13 protein-coding genes are annotated in these 19,149 nt (G+C 70.7%); 10 read left to right on the top strand and 3 right to left on the bottom strand.

The window, feature by feature from the left end:
- The first annotated feature begins 199 nt into the window (after nt 1–199).
- Together ACFVT1_RS23970 and ACFVT1_RS23975 are read left to right on the top strand one after the other, a co-directional pair.
- The gene (locus tag ACFVT1_RS23970; protein ID WP_389798796.1) at nt 200–1,921 is read left to right on the top strand and encodes a protein phosphatase 2C domain-containing protein; all 1,722 of its coding nucleotides are present in this window, start codon (nt 200–202) and stop codon (nt 1,919–1,921) included.
- 65 nt (nt 1,922–1,986) lie between these two features.
- Nucleotides 1,987–3,729, top strand: a complete 1,743-nt coding sequence (locus tag ACFVT1_RS23975) for a pyruvate dehydrogenase (protein WP_389798798.1) — start codon at nt 1,987–1,989, stop codon at nt 3,727–3,729.
- Between the two features lie 124 nt (nt 3,730–3,853).
- Here the strand turns inward: ACFVT1_RS23975 and ACFVT1_RS23980 are convergent, their stop codons facing one another.
- Nucleotides 3,854–7,099 (bottom strand): alpha-mannosidase, encoded by a 3,246-nt coding sequence (locus ACFVT1_RS23980; RefSeq protein ID WP_389798800.1) that lies wholly within the window; start codon nt 7,097–7,099, stop codon nt 3,854–3,856.
- A gap of 237 nt (nt 7,100–7,336) precedes the next feature.
- Here ACFVT1_RS23980 and ACFVT1_RS23985 point away from each other — a divergent pair, with 237 nt between their 5' ends.
- The 7 genes from ACFVT1_RS23985 (at nt 7,337) to ACFVT1_RS24015 (ending at nt 14,349) form a co-directional block, all read left to right on the top strand.
- The gene (locus ACFVT1_RS23985) at nt 7,337–8,515 is read left to right on the top strand and encodes an NAD(P)/FAD-dependent oxidoreductase (RefSeq protein WP_389798803.1); all 1,179 of its coding nucleotides are present in this window, start codon (nt 7,337–7,339) and stop codon (nt 8,513–8,515) included.
- Nucleotides 8,512–8,838: a (2Fe-2S)-binding protein gene (locus ACFVT1_RS23990; protein WP_389798805.1), complete on the top strand. Its 327-nt coding sequence runs from the start codon at nt 8,512–8,514 to the stop codon at nt 8,836–8,838. The genes ACFVT1_RS23985 and ACFVT1_RS23990 overlap by 4 nt, the downstream gene beginning before the upstream one ends.
- Entirely contained in the window at nt 8,819–10,339 is a 1,521-nt protein-coding gene (locus tag ACFVT1_RS23995; protein ID WP_389798808.1) for an NAD(P)/FAD-dependent oxidoreductase, read from the top strand. Before ACFVT1_RS23990 ends, ACFVT1_RS23995 begins: the two co-directional genes overlap by 20 nt.
- A gap of 221 nt (nt 10,340–10,560) precedes the next feature.
- Complete coding sequence (locus ACFVT1_RS24000) at nt 10,561–11,469, top strand: dihydrodipicolinate synthase family protein (protein WP_389798811.1); 909 nt, start codon at nt 10,561–10,563, stop codon at nt 11,467–11,469.
- A gap of 114 nt (nt 11,470–11,583) precedes the next feature.
- Nucleotides 11,584–12,585, top strand: coding sequence for a proline racemase family protein (locus ACFVT1_RS24005; protein WP_389798812.1), 1,002 nt, complete (start codon nt 11,584–11,586; stop codon nt 12,583–12,585).
- A complete protein-coding gene (locus ACFVT1_RS24010; protein WP_389798814.1) occupies nt 12,582–13,532 on the top strand; it encodes an ornithine cyclodeaminase family protein in 951 nt (316 codons plus the stop codon). Before ACFVT1_RS24005 ends, ACFVT1_RS24010 begins: the two co-directional genes overlap by 4 nt.
- A gap of 88 nt (nt 13,533–13,620) precedes the next feature.
- Complete coding sequence (locus tag ACFVT1_RS24015; RefSeq protein ID WP_389798817.1) at nt 13,621–14,349, top strand: GntR family transcriptional regulator; 729 nt, start codon at nt 13,621–13,623, stop codon at nt 14,347–14,349.
- 99 nt (nt 14,350–14,448) lie between these two features.
- Here ACFVT1_RS24015 and ACFVT1_RS24020 read toward each other — a convergent pair whose 3' ends face one another.
- Nucleotides 14,449–15,927: an aminopeptidase P family protein gene (locus ACFVT1_RS24020; protein WP_389798819.1), complete on the bottom strand. Its 1,479-nt coding sequence runs from the start codon at nt 15,925–15,927 to the stop codon at nt 14,449–14,451.
- 338 nt (nt 15,928–16,265) lie between these two features.
- Here ACFVT1_RS24020 and ACFVT1_RS24025 point away from each other — a divergent pair, with 338 nt between their 5' ends.
- Nucleotides 16,266–18,644, top strand: a complete 2,379-nt coding sequence (locus ACFVT1_RS24025) for a M9 family metallopeptidase (protein WP_389798822.1) — start codon at nt 16,266–16,268, stop codon at nt 18,642–18,644.
- A 104-nt stretch (nt 18,645–18,748) separates the two neighbouring features.
- On the opposite strand, the gene ACFVT1_RS24030 is transcribed toward ACFVT1_RS24025, so the two are convergent.
- Entirely contained in the window at nt 18,749–19,135 is a 387-nt protein-coding gene (locus ACFVT1_RS24030; protein WP_389798824.1) for a barstar family protein, read from the bottom strand.
- Between the last annotated feature and the right edge of the window lie 14 nt (nt 19,136–19,149).

The following is a 19,149-nucleotide window of genomic DNA, read 5'->3' on the forward strand; positions in this document are numbered from 1 at the left end:
CGCCCGGCGGATCTTTTTCCATGGCCGCTGCCTCCGGGCGGCTCTTTCCACGGCCGCTGCTTCCAGGCGATCTTTTTCCGCAGCCGCTGTTCTCGGACGATCTGTTTCCATGGCCGCTGTTTTCGGACGACCCGTTCTCCGGACGGCCCGTTTTCGTACGACCCGTTTTCGTACGGCCCGTGCGGTCGAAAATAAGGGCATGAGTCAGCAGGGGGAGAGGCCCGCCGCCCACGAGGACGACTGGTGGCGCAGGCTGTACGACGAGACCGCCAGGGACACCGGGGCGACCGACGCGGCCGACAGCCTCGACGACCGCTTCGACTCGGCATCGGACGCGGTGAGCCCGGACGGGGGCGGGGGGATCGACCGGGCGGGGGAGGGGGCTGGGGAAGCGGTCGCGGTTCCGGCTTCGGTCACGTTCCCGGTTCCGCCTTCGGTTCCGTCTCCGGATTCGCCTTCGTCGGATGCACCGGGTGCGCGGGTCGAGCCTCCGCCCCAGCCCTCTGAGGTCGCGCCGTCCGAAGTGGCCGGGCCTCCGCCTCCGGCGCCCGTGCCCGCGCCTGTGGTGCCCCGGCCGCTGCGGGAGCGGGCCCCGTGGGAGCCGCCCGCCGCGAGCGTACGCGCCCCGGGGGCGGCCCCGGCCGGACCGCCGCAGCCGCGCACCTTCGCCACGCCACCGGTTCCGGCCGAGCCCCCGGCCGCCCCTGACCTGCCGTCGGCACCGGATCAACCGCCCTTGCCGCCCCTGCCGCCGCAGCCATCGCAGCCGCCGCAGCCGTCCGTCGCCGCCGGAGCGTCCGCGCCGGTGCCGCCTCTGCCCAGGCGGCCGGTGGCCGGGAGAACCGTCGCCCCGCAAGTCCCCGTCGCCGAGGCCGCCGCACGAGCGCCCGGGCCGGAGCCCGCATCCGTCCCGGCCCCGCGCCCCGTGATCGGCCATGTGGGTGACCGGCCGCCCACCTACGACGCCGAGCCCACCGCACTGCCCGTCACCGTCCCCCAGGAACTCGACGGCCTCGTCGCCGACACCGTGCTCGACGGCGCCCGGTACGGCACGTACACCCTGCGCGCCGCTTCCGTGCGCGGGGACTCCGCGCGGTTCCGTGGCGAGCCACGCCGCGATGCGCTGCTCACCGTACGGTTCGGGACCGACAGGAGCGCGCTCGTCCTGGTCGCCGTCGCCACCGGGGCCCGCGCCACGGAGCGGGCGCATCTGGCCGCGGCCGAGGCATGCCGCTCGATCGGCGCTGCCGTGGGCCGCAGCCATGTCAGGCTCTCCGAGGACATAAGGGCCGGCCGCCGGGGCGACCTCAAGTCCGGACTGCACCGTCTCACCGACCGCAGCTACGGCAAGCTGCGTGCCCGCGCCGCCGAACTGGGTCTCGAACCGGAGCAGTACACGGCGGGGCTGCGCTGCCTCCTGCTGCCCGCGGATCCCGACTGCCGCACCAGGATCTTCTTCGGCGTCGGCCCCGGAGGACTCTTCCGGCTGCGCGACGGCGTCTGGCAGGACCTCGAACCAGAGGCTCCGGAAGCAGGTGCCGCCGACGCCGACGCGGACACGGACGCCGACGTCGACGGAGCAGCTGTGGTCGGATTCGGCTCCCCGTTCCCGGCTTCGTCCTCGTCGCCGTCTCTGTCGCCGTCTCCGTCGCCAACCGTCGGGAGCCTGTCGGGCCCGCCCGCCCGGCCGGCTCAGCCGTTCCGGTTCCGGGCCTCGGTGGCCCGACCGGGGGACACGCTGCTGCTGTGCAGCACCGGCCTGGCCGAACCGCTGCGCGGCGAGCCCGCCCTGGCCCGGGAGCTCGCCGAACGCTGGACACCCGACCGGGCACCCGGACTCGCGGCCTTCCTCACGGACTCCCAGCTCAGGGTGAAGGGGTACTCCGACGACCGTACGAGTGCCGCTGTCTGGGAGGCGTAACCGCGCGCGGCATGGGTTGATGGATGCGGAGTCCGGAGGCCGAAGCGCGGAAAGGGTACGCACCCATGGCGAAGCAGAACGTGTCGGAGCAGTTCGTCGACATCCTCGTCCGGGCGGGGGTCAAGCGTATGTACGGGGTCGTCGGCGACAGCCTCAACCCGGTCGTCGACGCCATCCGCCGGAATTCGGGCATCGACTGGATCCAGGTCAGGCACGAGGAGACCGCCGCGTTCGCCGCCGGAGCCGAGGCCCAGATCACCGGGTCTCTGGCGGCCTGCGCCGGATCCTGCGGACCCGGCAATCTGCACCTCATCAACGGCCTCTACGACGCCCACCGCTCGATGGCCCCCGTTCTCGCCCTCGCCTCGCACATCCCGTCGAGCGAGATCGGTCTCGGCTATTTCCAGGAGACCCATCCGGAGCTGCTCTTCCAGGAGTGCAGCCACTACAACGAGATGATCTCCAACCCGCAGCAGATGCCGCGGCTGCTCCAGTCGGCCATTCAGCACGCGATCGGCCGAGGCGGGGTCAGCGTCGTCTCGATGCCGGGTGACATCGCCTCGCAGCCCGCTCCGGAGAAGTCGATCGAGCACGCCCTGGTCACCTCGCGGCCGACGGTACGGCCCGGTGACGAGGAGATCGAGAAGCTCTGCCGGATGGTGGACGCGGCGAAACGTGTGACATTGTTCTGCGGCAGCGGCACGGCCGGCGCCCATGCCGAGGTGATGGAGTTCGCCGAGCGGGTGAAGTCACCGGTCGGGCACGCGCTGCGCGGCAAGGAATGGATCCAGTACGACAATCCGTACGACGTCGGCATGAGCGGGCTGCTCGGCTACGGCGCCGCCTACGAGGCGACCAACGAGTGCGATCTCCTCGTCCTGCTCGGCACCGACTTCCCGTACAACGCCTTCCTCCCCGACGACGTGAAGATCGTCCAGGTCGATGTGCGGCCCGAGCACCTCGGCCGCCGCTCCAAGCTGGATCTCGCGGTCTGGGGTGATGTCCGCGAGACGCTTCGCTGCCTGACGCCGCGGGTGAAGCCCAAGACCGACCGCAAGTTCCTCGATCGAATGCTGAAGAAGCACGCCGACGCGCTGGAGGGCGTGGTCAAGGCGTACACCCGCAAGGTCGAGAAGCACATTCCGATCCACCCCGAGTATGTCGCCTCGGTGCTGGACGAACTGGCCGACGACGACGCCGTGTTCACCGTCGACACCGGCATGTGCAACGTCTGGGCGGCCCGCTACCTCTCACCCAACGGCAAGCGCCGCGTCATCGGTTCGTTCAGCCACGGCTCGATGGCGAACGCGTTGCCGCAGGCCATCGGCGCCCAGTTCATCGACCGGAACCGGCAGGTGGTGTCGATGTCCGGCGACGGCGGATTCACCATGCTGATGGGCGACTTCCTCACCCTGGTGCAGTACGACCTGCCGGTGAAGGTCGTAGTGTTCAACAACTCCTCGCTCGGCATGGTGGAGTTGGAGATGCTGGTCGCCGGTCTGCCGTCGTTCGGTACGGCCAACAAGAACCCGGACTTCGCGGCGATCGCGCGGGCCGCCGGGGCGTACGGCGTACGGGTCGAGAAGCCCAAGCAGCTCGAAAGCGCCCTCAAGGACGCCTTCAAGCACAAGGGCCCGGCGCTCGTCGATGTCGTCACCGACCCCAACGCGCTCTCCATCCCGCCGAAGATCAGCGCGGAGATGGTGACCGGCTTCGCCCTCTCCGCCAGCAAGATCGTGCTGGACGGGGGAGTCGGCCGGATGGTCCAGATGGCCCGCTCCAATCTGCGGAACGTTCCCCGCCCCTGAACGGGACGCGGGGAACGGGGCGCGGACGGGGCACGGGCGGGGTGTCGTGCCGGGGCCACCTCGTGCGAGGGCCACCTCGTGCCAGGGTCATCTCATGCCGGGACCACCTCGTGCCGGGGTCGTCTCACGCCGGGGTCAGCCGAACCGTCACGATCTGGAAGGGCCGCAGCGACAGTACGAGACCGTGCTCATCGGTGTCCGCTTCGTGCAGCGGCCGTTCCAGGAGGTCGGTGATCCGGGCCTGTACGACGGGGAACCCGACACGCAGTGTTGTGTCGGCCCGCCCGCCCGCGGACTCGTACAGCCGCACGATCACATCGCCGCTGCGGTCCTCGGCGAGCTTCACCGACTCCACAGTGACCGCCGGATGGCCGGTGCTGAGCAGTGACGGCAGGGCCGGGGCCACGGCTGCTCGCAGCGGCAGATTGAGCGCCAGCCCTTCCCGTACCGCGTCCGTGATCTCGCCGCCCGGTGCCAGCGCGTACCTGAACCGGTGCGTACCGAGGTCGGTCTCCGGGTCCGGGCTGCGCGGGGCGCGCAGCAGCGTCAGCCGTACGGTCGTGCCGAGGCCCGCGCCGTGCGGGGTACGGGTCACCTCGTGCCCGTACGTCGAGTCGTTGAGCAGGGCGACGCCGTAGCCCGGTTCGGCGACCCGCAGCCAGCGATGAGCGCAGATCTCGAAACGGGCGGCGTCCCAGCCGGTGTTGTCGTGCGTGGGACGGTGGATGTGCCCGAACTGGATCTCGGCCGTGGACCGTTCGGCGTGCACGTCGAGTGGAAACGATGCCTTGAGGACCTTCTCCGACTCCTGCCAGTCCACCTCCGTCTCGATGTCGATCCGCCGGCTGTTCGCGGCCAGCCGGATCTCCTGCACGACGCGCGAGGCCCCGAACGACCGCATGACACGGACGGCGGCCCGCAACGGCCCCTCCTCGACCAGTTCGACGGAGTCGGCGTCGGTGAGATCGGTACGGGTGCGACGGTAGTGCCGGTCGATGTCCCAGGCATCCCAGCGATTGGGGTGATCCGGATGCAGTTGGAGCAGGTTGGCCCGGTGGCCGGGGGCGAGGACGTCCCGTCCGGCGCCGAGATCACGGACGGCGGCGATCAGTCCGTCGCTGTCGATGACGACCCGCAACAGCCCGTTGTCGAGGACGAAGCCCTGGTGCGCCGAACCGGCTGCCGGCCCCTCCGCCGAGGCACTCGCCGATTCACCTACAGAGTCACCTGTCGGTTCACCCACCGGTTCACCGACCGACTCACCCACCGATTCATTCGCGGATCCGGTCGGCGGCTCACCCGCGTACCCGGACGCCGTGACCGTGTGCTCCGGTGCCGCCGAGCCGTCCAGCAGGCCCGCGCCCAGCCCGGGTGCCTCGGCCAGCACGGCTGTACGCCCCTCGCCCAGCGACTGCACCCGCGCGCCGGAAGGCAGCACCGCACTCGCCTCCGCGTCCAGCTCGACGACCTGACTGCGGTGATACGGCGAGGAGTTGAGCGCCACCAGACCCTCCGGTCCGCCCAGCGCGGACACCGATTCCGCGACCACGTCGGCCAGCTCCTCCCGCACCCGGTCGTAGGTCTCGCGTGCCTCCCGGTGCACCCAGGCGATCGACGAGCCCGGCAGGATGTCATGGAACTGATGCAGCAGGACCGTCTTCCACAGCCGGTCCAGCCGCTCGTACGGGTAGGGGTGACCGGAGGTTCGCAGGGCCGCCGCGGTCGCCCACAACTCGGCTTCGCGGAGGAGGTGTTCGCTGCGCCGGTTGCCCTGCTTGGTCTTGGCCTGGGTGGTGTACGTGGCCCGGTGCAGCTCCAGGTAGAGCTCGCCGGACCAGACCGGCGCCAGCGCGCCGTACTCCTCCTCGGCCGCCGCGAAGAACGCCGACGGGCTCTCGATCCCGACCCGTGGTGACCCCTCCAGATCCTGGAGCCTGCGTGCCTTCTCCATCATCTCGCGGGTCGGGCCACCCCCGCCGTCACCCCAGCCGAACGGGACGAGAGAGCGTGTCGCCACCCCCTTCTCGGCGAAGTTCCTCTCCGCATGGGCGAGTTCGAGTCCGTGGAACTGTGCGTTGTAGGTGTCCACGGGCGGGAAGTGGGTGAAGACCCTGGTCCCGTCGATACCCTCCCACCAGAAGGTGTGATGTGGCATTTTATTGCTCTGGTTCCAGGAGAGCTTCTGGGTCAGGAACCACTTCACCCCCGCCAGCCGCGCCAGCTGGGGGAAAGCAGCGGTGTAGCCGAAGGAGTCCGGCAGCCAGATCTCCTCGGTCTCCACTCCCAGCTCCCGCTCGAAGAACCGCTTGCCGTGCACGAGCTGCCGGGCCAGCGCCTCGCCGCCCGGCATGTTGGCGTCGGACTCCACCCACATCGATCCCACGGGGACCCACTGTCCGTCCGCCACGGCCTGCTTGATCCGCTCCCAGACGTGCGGTTGATGCTCCTGCACCCAGGCGTACTGCTGGGCCTGCGACGCGGCGAACACCAGCTCCGGATAGTCCCGGGACAGCGCGGTGACACTGGCGAAGGTGCGTGACGCCTTGCGCACCGTCTCGCGCAGCGGCCACAGCCAGGCCGAGTCGATGTGCGCGTGCCCGGTGGCCGAGATCCGGTGCGCGCTCGCCGACGCCGGGCGGGACAGTGCCTCGGCCAGCTCGTCCCGGCCGGCTCGCGCCGTACGTGCCACATCGTGCAGGTCCAGCGCGTCGAGCATGCGCTCGAGCGCCCGCAGGATCTCGTGGCGCCGGGAACGGTCGACGGGCAGCTCCCGCATCAGTTCGGAGAGCACCTCGATGTCCAGGACGAGGTGCCAGACCTCCTCGTCCAGTACAGCGAGGTCGGCGGAGGCGAACCGGTAGAGGGGCCGGTCGCCGGCCGTCAGCACGTCCCCGAGCGATGTCGGGGCGAAGCCGTGCTCCAGCACCGCCGGATTGGCTGCCGCCTCCAGCAGCAGCGAGACCGGTTCGCCGCCCGTAGCCGGGGAGGCGACCGTCAGATGCCGATTGCGCGGATGGATGCCCTTGAGCGGGATGCCCGCCGCGTCGTACAGCATTCCCTCGGCCTGGAAACCGGGGCCCTGACCGGAGAACCCGGGGTCGACGACCACCTCGACCCGGAACCCCGCCCATTCCTCCGGCACGGTTCCCTCCAGCCGGAACCAGCTGGTGGACCACGGCCTCCCCCACTCCGTACCCGCGCTGAACGGCTCGTACGTTCCCTCCAGCGCCCGATCCACCGGCACGGGTTCGCCGGAGAGGTGCTGGGCCGAGAGGGTGAGCGGGGTCCGGGCCGAGTACTGGGCCGGGCGGATGAACTGGTGAAGGGCGCGTTCGAGGCGGTCCTCCACCAGGGTGCGGTCGTCGTGCATCACAGTTCCTCGGGGTCGGCGCCTGGGCGGTGTCCGTAGCTCCACTTCCCCGGCGACGCCACCTGCACCCCTGCGAACGGCGCGAGGGGGTGACGGATCGGCGGGGTGACGTCGCGAGGCGGTGACGTGGTGACGGGGCGAGGCGGTGACGGGGCGAGGCGGTGAGGCGGTGACGGCTGATCAACTGGCCCTGCACACACCCTTGGCGCCTCCGAAGCAATGTGACATATTACTGCCGTGCTCACGAGACAGCCCCTGGATGTCGTCATCGTCGGGGCCGGAGTGGTCGGCGCCGCCTGCGCCTACTACGCCTCCCGGTCCGGACTGTCCGTCGCCGTCGTCGACCGCGGACCGGTCGCCGGAGGCACCACTGGAGCCGGGGAGGGCAACCTCCTGGTCTCCGACAAAGTGCCGGGACCAGAATTGGAACTGGCCCTGTATTCCGCCGACTTGTGGCGCCAACTGTCGGAAGAACTGCCCGCTGACATCGAGTACGAGCTCAAGGGCGGCCTGGTCGTGGCGGCGTCCGGGGAGTCCTTGGCCACCCTGTCCACGACGGCTGCCGGCCAGCGGGAGGCCGGGGTCGAGGCGTACCACGTCGCATCGGACCGACTCCGCGACGTCGAGCCCCACTTGGCACCGAGCCTTGCCGGAGGCTGCCACTACCCGCAGGATGCGCAGGTCCAACCGGCACTGGCAGCAGCCGGGTTGTTGCGGGCAGCCGGGCGCGCAGGAGCGTTACTGCACTCCGGGGAGGAGGTCGTCGCGATACTCAGGGATCCGAAGGGCGCGGTACGCGGGGTGCGCACCGCACGGGGCGAACTGCGTGCACCCGTGGTCGTCAACGCGGCCGGCACCTGGGGCGGCGCGCTGGCCGCGCTGGCCGGGGTCGACCTGCCGGTCCTGCCGCGCAGGGGGTTCGTACTCGTCACCGAGCCCCTGCCGCGACTGATCAGGCACAAGGTCTATGCGGCGGAGTACGTGGCCGATGTGTCGAGCGGATCCGCGGCGCTGCAGACCTCGCCCGTGGTGGAGGGAACCCCCGCGGGGCCGGTCCTGATCGGGGCCAGCCGCGAACGGGTCGGTTTCGACCGGACGTTGTCCGTCCCGGTGATCGCCCGGCTGGCCGCCCAGGCCGCCGCACTGTTCCCGGTACTGGCGGATGTACGGGTGCTGCGCGCTTACCACGGGTTCCGCCCCTATCTGCCCGATCATCTGCCCGCGATCGGCCCGGACCCCCGGGTACCGGGCCTCTTCCACGCCTGCGGCCATGAAGGAGCCGGGATCGGACTGGCCCCCGCGACCGGTCGGTTGATCGCCGACGCGATCGGCGGTCGGCAGCCGGTACTCGATCTCGGCCCCTTCGCGCCCGACCGGTTCGACGCGGCCCCCGTGCCCCAGGAGAGGAACCTGTGAGACGCATCCGTGCACGTACCCCCGCCGAACTTGTCCGGGCCCGGCCCGAACCGGAGTTCCGGCTGACCTTCGACGGGCACCCGATCCGCGGGCTGCCGGGCCAGACCATCGCCGCCGCACTCTGGTCGGCGGGCATCCTGACCTGGCGCACCACACGGGTCCACGGCCGGCCACGGGGAGCCTTCTGCGGCATCGGCGCCTGCTACGACTGCCTGGCCACCGTCAACGGACGCCCCAACCAGCGGGCCTGTCTGCTGCCCGCGCGTCCCGGCGACGCCATCACCACGCAGGAGGGCGACGGCCATGCCCCACTCGACGGCTGATCACCGGCCACAGGACCCGGATCGCGCCGAACTCGCCGTGGTGGGTGCGGGCCCCGCCGGTCTGGCGGCGGCCGTGACAGCGGCCGACCACGGGCTCGGCGTGGTCCTGCTGGACGCGGCCGTCGCGCCCGGCGGTCAGTACTACCGCAGCCCGGCCGACGGGCTCGGCGCCACCCGGCCCGCCGCCCTCCACCACCGCTGGCCCGTCTTCGCCGAACTCTCCTCCCGGCTCGCGGCGCACCGTGACTCCGGCGCGATCCGTCATCTCCCCGACCACCACGTGTGGACGGTCGAACGAGGCGTCGGTGGCGACTGGATCCTGCATGCCGTCACCGGAGCCGAGGGGGAACGCCGCTCCGCGGTGCGGGCCGGCCGACTGCTGCTGGCGTCAGGCGCCCACGAACGCCAACTGCCCTTTCCCGGCTGGACACTTCCGGGCGTGGTGAGCGCCGCCGGCGCCCAGGCCATGCTCAAGTCCGGCCTGGTGCTGCCCGGCCGGCGCATGGTCGTCGCGGGGAGCGGGCCGCTCCTGCAGGCCGTCGCGCTGTCGCTGGCGCGTGCCGGTGCGAGCGTCCCGGCACTGGTCGAAGCGTCCGGATACGGGGGCTACGCGCGCGCCCCACGGGTGCTGGCCGCCAACCCCGGCAAAGTGGTGGAAGGGGCCCGGTACGCGGCGGCGCTGGCCCGCTCCGGAGTCCGCGTGCTGACCCACCGGGCGGTCACCGACGTACACGGGGACAACCGGGTGGAAGGGGTGACCGTCAGTCGGTTGGACCGCCATTGGCGTCCCGTGCCCGGATCCGGCCGCGAAATCGCCTGCGACGCGCTCGCCGTGGGGCACGGGCTCGTTCCTCAGCTGGAACTCGCCGTGGCCGCGGGCTGCGGTACGTGCGTGTCCGCCGACGGTACGCACGCGGTCGTCCTGGACGAGCAGCTGAGGACCACCACGCAGGGCGTGTGGGCGGCCGGGGAGACCGGCGGCGTCGGAGGCGTTGAGCTCGCCCTCTGCGAAGGCGAGCTGGCCGCGCTGTCGGTCATCCGGGAGTTGCGGGGCGGGGAGCGGAGGGGAGAGGCGCGCAGGACGGTCGCTCTGCGTCGGTCTCGTCGACGTATGCGGGCCTTCGCCGCGCTGATGGGTGCCGTGCACCGGCCGGGGGAGGGGTGGAACGCCTGGCTGACTGGCGACACGGAGGTCTGCCGTTGCGAAGAGGTCACCGCAGGCCGGATCCGTTCCGCGTGCGAGGAGCTCGGTGCCGCCGACACCAGGACCGTCAAACTTCTCACCCGGGCGGGAATGGGCTGGTGCCAGGGCCGGACGTGCGGATTCGCCGTCCGCGAACTGGCCGGCGCACACGGCACCGGACACAGCGTCGGACGTGACACCGGACATGGCACTGGACACGGCACCGGAGTCGGCGGGGCGCCGGAGGGCCCCGACCGGCGCCCGCTGGCCTGCCCCGTGACGCTGTCCACGCTCGCCGACCTGGCCGATCCCGGATAGACCGCCCGCCCGGACAGAGCCACCAGGACAGAACCGCTCGGAAAGAAGCCCCCAGACACAACGTCCCAGACACAACCGCCCGGACACGATCACCTGGGTAGAACCCGCCTGGGTACCACCGCAGCCATGCCCCGACACGCTTCGGTATCGCGTGCCGCTCACCGCTGTCCGCGCTTCCCTCTCGCCTCACTGTGACATGTCACACCTCTCAAGGAGCCACGATGCAGACGAACACCCGCCCGCGCACCCGCCCCTGGCACGGTGTCATGGTCGCCACGCCGATCACCCTGCGCGACGACTGCACGATCGACTACGACGCCTATGGCGCGCACGTCCAAGAACTCATCGCGGCCGGTTGCGACGGGGTAGTGCCCAACGGATCGCTGGGGGAGTACCAGACCCTGACCGACAGCGAACGCGAGCAGGTGGTCAAGGTCGCCGTCGACGCGGCGGGCGACGGCAGCCGCGTCATGCCCGGGGTCTCCGCCTACGGCAGCGCGGAGTCACGACGCTGGGCGGAACGGGCCGCGGAGGCGGGCGCCGGCTCCGTACTGCTCCTCCCGCCGAACGGCTACCGCTGCGAGGACGAGGCGGTCCGCGCCCACTACGCCGATGTGGCCCGAGTCGGGGTCCCGGTGGTCGCGTACAACAACCCGTACGACACCAAGGTGGACCTGACACCGGCCCTGCTCGCCGCACTCCATCAGGAGGGCAGCATCGTGGCGGTCAAGGAGTTCAGCGGTGATGTCCGAAGGGCCTACGAGATCGCTGAACAGGCCCCCGGCCTCGACCTGCTGGTGGGTGCCGACGACGTACTGCTGGAACTGGCGCTGGCCGGGGCCGTCGGCTGGATCGCCGGCTGCCCGAACATGCTGCCCTCGTGCTGCGTCGAGCTCTACCGGGCGGCTGTGACGGGTGACATGGCAACCGCGCTGCCGTTGTACCGGGAGCTGCACCCGCTGCTGCGGTGGGACTCGAAGCCGGAGTTCGTCCAGGCCATCAAGGCATCCATGGACGTCGCCGGACGCCACGGCGGCCGTACTCGACCGCCGCGGCTCCCGCTTCCCGCCGAGGACGAAGCGGCCGTACGTGCCGCGACGGAGAAGGCGCTCGCCGGGGGTCTCCACTGAGAACGGCACCCGGCCCGTACGTCCGGGCGGAGCCGCACCTGGCCCCGCCCGGACCGGCCGGTTCCGTCCCGTTCCCGCGTTCCTCGTGCACGCCGTGACCCATCAGGAGGAGCCTTGCAGACACGTCACATCTTCCATGCCGTCGACTCGCACACCGAAGGCATGCCTACCCGCGTCATCACCGGCGGCGTCGGTACCGTCCCCGGTGCCACGATGGCCGAACGGCGCAACCACTTCCAGGAGCACCGCGACGCCGTTCGCACCCTGCTCATGTACGAACCGCGCGGCCACGCCGCCATGAGCGGCGCGATCCTCCAGCCGCCCACCCGGCCGGACGCGGACTACGGCGTTCTGTTCATAGAGGTCTCCGGCTTTCTGCCGATGTGCGGGCACGGCACCATCGGGGTGGCGACCGTCCTGGTGGAGACCGGCATGGTGGAGGTCACCGAACCCGTCACCACCGTGCGGCTGGACACCCCGGCCGGGCTCGTCAGCGTCGATGTACAGGTGACGGACGGCGCCGCCACCGCCGTGACCCTCACCAACGTCCCGGCGTTCAGCGTCGCGCTCGACCGGACGGCGGACGTCCCCGGCTACGGGAAGCTGCGCTACGACCTCGCCTACGGCGGGAACTTCTACGCGATGCTTCACCTGTCCGACCTCGGGCTGCCCTTCGACCGGGCGCGCAAGGACGACATCCTGGCCGCCGGGCTCGCCCTGATGGACGCGGTCAACGCCACCGACCGGCCCGTCCACCCCGAGGACCCCGGCATCCACGGCCTCAAGCATGTGCAGTGCATCGCGCCCGGGTCCGACGCCCGCCACTCCCGGCACGCGATGGCCATCCATCCCGGCTGGTTCGACCGCTCGCCCTGCGGGACCGGCACCTCGGCCCGCATGGCGCAGCTGCACGCACGCGGTGAACTCCCCCTGGACACCGACTTCGTGAACGAGTCCTTCATCGGCACCTCCTTCACCGGACGGCTTGTCCAGGAGACCACCGTGGGCGGGCTGCCGGCCGTGGTCCCCACCGTCACCGGCCGCGCCTGGATCACCGGTACCGCACAATTCTTCCTGAACCCGTCCGATCCCTTCCCCGAAGGATTCCTGCTGTGAACCTGCCCCTGCTCGGCGCCGACGACATCGAGGCCCTGGGACCGACCGGAGCCGTGGACGCACTGGAGTCGGCGCTGCGCGGGGGACTGGACCCGGAGACGGCCCCCGCCCGGCACCATGTCACCGTGCCGGGCGGGGAGCTGCTCATCATGCCCGCCACCACCCGGCAGGTGACCGGGGTGAAGATCGCCGGGGTCGCCCCGGACAACCCGGCGCGCGGCCTGCCCCGGATCACCGGAAGCTATCTGCTGCTCGACGCCGCCACGCTGCTGCCGCTCGCCCTGCTGGACGGGGCCGCGCTCACCACCTTGCGCACACCGGCCGTGTCCGCACTGGCGATCCGCCACCTCACCGGGCCCGTCCTGCGCCACCTGGTGCTCTTCGGGACGGGCCCCCAGGCGTACGGACACCTGGCGGCGGTGCTCGCGGAACGTCAGGTCGAACGGATCACCGTGGTCGGCCGCAATCCGCACCGGGCCGAGGCACTCGCCGGGCACGCGCGCCGGACCGGGGTGGACGCCCGCGCGGGGCAGGGACAGGGGCACGGTGCCGGTGAGGTCGCCACGGCCGATCTGGTGCTCTGCTGCACCACCTCCGCCACCCCGCTGTTCGACGGTTCCCTCGTACCGGACGGGGCGACGGTCGTCGCGGTCGGCTCGCACACTCCGGGCGCCCGCGAGGTCGACACCGCGTTGGTGGCGCGCTCCGCCGTCGTCGTCGAATCACGGGCGGCGGCGCTGGCGGAGGCGGGCGATCTGCTGATCCCGCTGGCGGAGGGGGCCTTCGGGGCCGAGGACATCGACGGCAACCTCGCCGAGCTGGTGACCGGTCGCGACCTCCGCGGAAAGCTGTCCGGCTTCGAGGGCCCCCGGTTCTTCAAGAGCGTAGGAATGGGCTGGGAAGACCTCGCCGTGGCCGCGGCGGTGCACCGGAATTCGGCGCCTTGAACGAGTTGTCCACAGCCTCGGAACGACGGGCCCTGGCAGAAACGTGACATTGTATTCTGAGGCCCCGCACGGCGCTGGAGGAACAGATATGGCCCGCCTGACGACGCTCAACGTCATCTCCGCGCAGGAGCACTTGCGTGACCGGGTGGCAAACGCCCTCAGGGCGGCCCTGATCGCAGGGGAGCTCCGTCCGGGCATGATCTACTCCGCTCCCGCTCTCGCCGCCGACTTCGGGGTGTCCGCCACCCCGGTCCGTGAGGCCATGCTCGACCTGGCTCGTGAGGGCCTGGTCGAAGCGGTACGCAACAAGGGCTTCCGGATAACGGAGCTGACCGCGCAGGATCTGGACGACTTCACCGAGCTGCGGGTCATGATCGAGGTTCCCACGGTCGGCCGCATCGCCCGGATGGGCCGGACCAAGGAGCTGGAGGCCCTGCGGCCACTCGCCCGGGCGATCGTCGCGGCCGCCGCCGAGCACGACATACTCGGCTACCTTGAGGCCGACCGCCGTTTCCATCTCGAACTGCTCGGTCTGGCGGGAAACCGCCGCCTGGTGGAGGAGGTCGGCAATCTGCGCAAGCGTTCCCGCCTGTTCGGGCTGAACCGGCTCGACGAAACGGGGTTGTTGGTCCAGTCGGCGGAGGAACACGGCCAGTTGCTCGATCTCTTGATCGCGGGGAACGCGGAGGACGCGGAGCGGTGCATGCTGGGTCATATGTCACATGTCAGGAATCTCTGGGCTGAGGACGAACCCGATGACGCGGGCGCGGGAGGCAAGCGGATCAGCAGGGTGAGGATGCCGGCCGCAGAGGCCTGACCCACCGCTCGCCGCCCTTCCGCAGCCGCCCCCGCCTGCAATCGTCGTCCGGCACCCTTCCGTCAACGGCCGCCGGTCAGGCGGCTGTTGACGCCGTTCTCAGGCCCCGGTCTCCAGCAGCGAGGCCATCCACTCCTCGATGCCGTCGGCGGTGCGCGGCAGCGCGGACGACATGAGGCGAGCGCCGTCGGCCGTGATCACGAGGTCGTCCTCGATCCGCACCCCGATCCCGCGCAGCGACCGGGGCAGCGTCTCGTCATCGGGCTGGAGGTAGAGCCCGGGCTCCACGGTCAGCACCTGACCGGCCTCCAGCCGCCCGTCCAGATAGGTTTCGGCACGCGCCTGAGCGCAGTCGTGCACGTCCATGCCGAGCATGTGGCCGCTGCTGCAGAGCGTGTACCGGCGGTAGAAGCCGTTGTCCGCGTCGAGCGCCTCGTCCGCCGGCATCCGCAGCACGCCCCACTCGTGCAGCCCCTCGGCGATGACCCGCATGGCCGCCATGTGGAAGTCACGGAATCGGGCCCCCGGGCGCAGGGCCGCGATACCCGCGTCCTGTGCCGCCAGCACCAGCTCGTAGACCGCTCGCTGTACGGGTGAGAAGCGGCCGGAGAGGGGCAGGGTGCGGGTGATGTCGGCCGTGTGGAGCGAGTCGGTCTCCACCCCGGCATCCAGGAGCAGCAACTGGTCGGGTGCCAGCGGTCCGTCATTGCGGATCCAGTGCAGGACGCAGGCGTGCGCCCCGGCCGCGGCGATCGTGGAGTAGCCCGGACCGTTTCCCTCCAGCCGGGCCCGCAGGTCGAAGACGCCCTCGATCCAGCGTTCGCCGCGCGGGTGCCGCAGTGCCTGCGGCAGGCTGCGCACCACGTCCTCGAACCCCGCCGTCGTGGCATCGACGGCCTGCTGCAACTGCCCTGTCTCCCAGGGGTCCTTGACGAGCCGGAGTTCGCTGAGCACCGCTTCGAGCCCGGCCGGGGCCGACCGCCCGAGCGGGAACGGACGGCAGGAGTACAGGAGTTCGTCGACGGACGGGTCCACGCCGTCCAGCACCCGCACCGGTGGCTGCGGCCCGGTGAGCAGCTTCTCCCAGGCGTCCAGATGTGCGCAGCGGATGCCGGTCAGCAGGGCGGCCTCCGCCAGGTCGGGCCTGCGGCCGACCCAGAACTCCCCGTATCTGCGGTCGCGGTAGAACTCCTGGCCGGTGCGCGGTGACCGGGGCCGCAGATAGAGCACCGCCTCGTGGCGCTCGTCGCCGTCCGGTTCCAGGACGAGGACGTGGCCGGCCTGGTCCTCGCCGGTGAGGCCGGTGAGCCAGGCGTAGCCGGTGTGCGGCCGGAAGCGGTGGTCGGTGTCGTTGGAGCGGATCGCGAGCGCGCCCGCCGGGATGATCAGGCGCTCGCCGGGGAAGCGGGCGGCCAGCCGGGCCCGGCGGGCGGGGGTGGCGTCGATGGAGGGGACACGAAGGTCCGTCGGCAGCAGGGACTCGGCCCACCTGGTGCCCATGAAGGCGTCCAGGGCGGGTGACACCGGCAGATCGTGGCTGCCGGTGCGGGGCGCGGAGAAGGAACGGGACACGGGCATTGCTCCTCGGGGGCTCTGTGGGACCGGGGCCGGGGCCGCAGCTCCGGCTCTCCGGGGACGCGGTGGCGCGGCGGTCGGGGAACCGGTGGTGGCGGCCGGCGGGTTCGGGGCCGCGTGTCATATCCCGTACTGCGACGAGAAGTTGTCGCGCGGATGAATGTGCGCGAGAGGGGTTCCAAAGAACATGTGACATGTGCCATTGTACAGCGCGCAAGAGGAACGGAGCCGTGCTCATGTCACGACGTGAGTGCAGTTCAGGCCCGGTCAGCCACCGGCCTCTTGCATTCCCCCACAGCCGCGCCCTGTCGCGCGGTCACCACTCCGCTGGGAGGCGGCACGTGAAGAACCTGATGGTTCGACAGAGAATATCCGGATTGTCCACTGTGGTCCTGGCAGCATGCCTGGGTGTGGGCCTGTTCACGGCACCGAGCCAGGCCGTCGAGCAGCGCCCCGCCGCGTCGGCCGCCCACTCCTCGGGCGCCGCCCAGGAACGGACGGAAACCCGGTCCCAGGACATCGGCGGCCCCACCGCCGAGGCGCTGACGGCACCCGCCGACGATGCCGCTCACGTCGAACGCACGTCGCTCAAGGCCGCCGACCGGCCGCCACTGTCCGCGTCCAAGGACGCGCTCAAGCGGGACTACGACGACCAGGCCACCGCGCTTCCGAGCCACCCGGCACCTTCGATGAAGGCAGAGAAGCGCCGCGCCAAGAAGCTCGGCACGGCCGCGGCCGAGTGCAACACCACCGATTTCACCAACAACACCGGAAGCGCCCTGGTCGAGAAGGTCAAGGCGGCGACCACCGACTGCGTCAACACGCTGTTCCGTCTCAAGGGCCAGGACGGCTACAACGCCTTCCGCGAGGACCAGATGGTCACCATCGCCGATGCCATGCGCGACGCATCGGCCTCCTACCCCGGTGACAGCAGCACCGGCATGCCCCAGCTGGTCCTCTTCCTCCGGGCCGGCTACTACGTGCAGTACTACGACCCCGACACCGTCGGACAGTACGGGCCGCGCCTGCGCACGGCCATCCAGGGCGCGCTCGACGGCTTCTTCGGCTCCTCGCACGCCTTCGACGTCACCGACGCCAACGGCGAGAGCCTGTCCGAGGCGATCATCCTGATCGACAGCGCCGAGGAGAACGCCCGCTACCTGAACATCGTCAAGCGGATGCTGGCCGACTACGACTCCTCGTACAACAGCTCCTGGTACATGGTCAACGCCGTGAACAGCGTGTACACGGTCATGTTCCGCGGTCACCAGGTGCCGGAGTTCATCAGCGCCATCGAGGCCGATTCCAGCGTGCTGAACTCCCTGCGCGACTTCGCCGCGAACCACCTCGACCTGCTGGGCACCCAGCAGTCGTTCCTGGTCTCCAACGCGGGACTCGAGCTCGGCCGCTTCCTCAAGGAGGACTCGCTGCGCGCCAAGGCGAGCCCGCTCGCGATCGACCTGATGGGCAAGAGCTCCATCGACGGCCCCACCGCCCCGCTCTGGGTCAATCTGGCCAAGATGGTCGACGCCTACGACAAGGACAACTGCGCGGCCTACGGCGCCTGTGATCTCGCGGAGCGTCTCGAGAAGGCCGTCCTGCCGGTGAGGCACACCTGTAGCGACAGCATCACCATCCGGGCGCAGGACATGACCGCGGAGGAACTCGAAGCCAGCTGTACCAGCCTGCGCAACCAGGACGCCTACTTCCACGAGGTGGTCCGGGACAACGGGGCGGTCGCCGACGACAACAACAAGACCATCGAGGTCGTGGCCTTCGACTCCAGCACCGACTACCAGACCTACGCCGGAGTGATCTTCGGTATCGACACCAACAACGGCGGCATGTACCTGGAGGGCGACCCCAAGGCCGTGGGCAACCAGCCCCGGTTCATCGCCTACGAGGCCGAGTGGGCCCGCCCCGACTTCCAGATCTGGAACCTCAACCACGAGTACACGCACTACCTCGACGGCCGCTTCGACATGTACGGCGACTTCGCCGCCGGAATGACCACCCCGACCGTCTGGTGGGTGGAGGGCTTCGCGGAGTTCGTCTCGTACTCGTACCGCAAGGTCACCTACGACGACGCCGTCGCCCAGGCCGCCAACCGCACCTACACCCTGCGGACCCTGTTCGACACCACCTACGACAACGCCGACCAGACCCGCGTCTACAACTGGGGCTATCTGGCCGTCCGTTACATGCTCGAATCCCACCGCTCCGACGTCGACACCCTGCTCGGCCTCTACCGCAAGGGCGACTGGGACGGCGCCCGCACCCTGCTCACGTCGACCATCGGCAGCCGTTACGACGCCGACTGGAACACCTGGCTGGCCGCCTGCGCGGCCGGTGCCTGCGGCGGCGGGTCCACCAACCCGCCCGGTGAGATCACCGAGTGCAAGGACGCCGACACCCGGATGCTGGGCCAGAACTGCATGCGCAGCGGGCTGAAGGCCGTCAAGGGCGACTACGCCTATCTGGCCGTCCTCGTCCCGGCCGGCACCACCCAGCTGAAGATCACCGCTTCCGGCGGCACGGGTGACGCCGATCTCTACTACAGCTCGCAGGAGTGGGCGACCACCAAGGTCTACACCGACAAGTCCGTCGGCGCGGGCAACGAACACACCCTGACCGTCAACAACCCGGCGCCGGGCTACCACTTCATCAGCCTCTACGGCACCGAGGCGTTCGACGGAGCCAAGGTCACCACCGAGTTCTGATCCCTACGACCCCCACGGTATCGGTCGGCCGAGTGGTGATCCCGCTCGGCCGACCGGTGCCGTTCCTCTCCTGCGGGCCGCGTCCGCCGGACACGGCCCGCAGCTCACAACAGCCGCAGGGTGCCCGGCCCGTCGTTCCGCAGAATCTCCACGAGCTGTTCGAAGAGCGTCGGTCCGCGCCCCGCGAGGGCCTCGTCGAGCCGGTGGTGGAACGCCGCCCGGTTGCTGGGGTGGGCCCGGCCCAGGCTCCGCCGCAGCTGCCGGGCCGTCTCCTCGTGGCCCAGGGCCTGTGCGGAGAGTGCGTGCTCCCGCCACTCGAAGACGAAATCGCCGTCGTCCGGAGTGCCCATCCCGCCGTGCAGACAGTCCGCGAGGGCGTCGAAATTGCGGCCGAAATATCCGCCCGGGCCGTTCACGGCCTCGCCGATCACTTTCCAGAACTGCTCCAGGCCGGTGACCCGGGAGCCGTCGATCACATAGGTCACGGTCATGGCAGGGAGCGTAC

This window comes from Streptomyces sp. NPDC057963, assembly GCF_042887155.1.
In the GTDB taxonomy this organism is placed as follows: Bacteria; Actinomycetota; Actinomycetes; order Streptomycetales; family Streptomycetaceae; genus Streptomyces.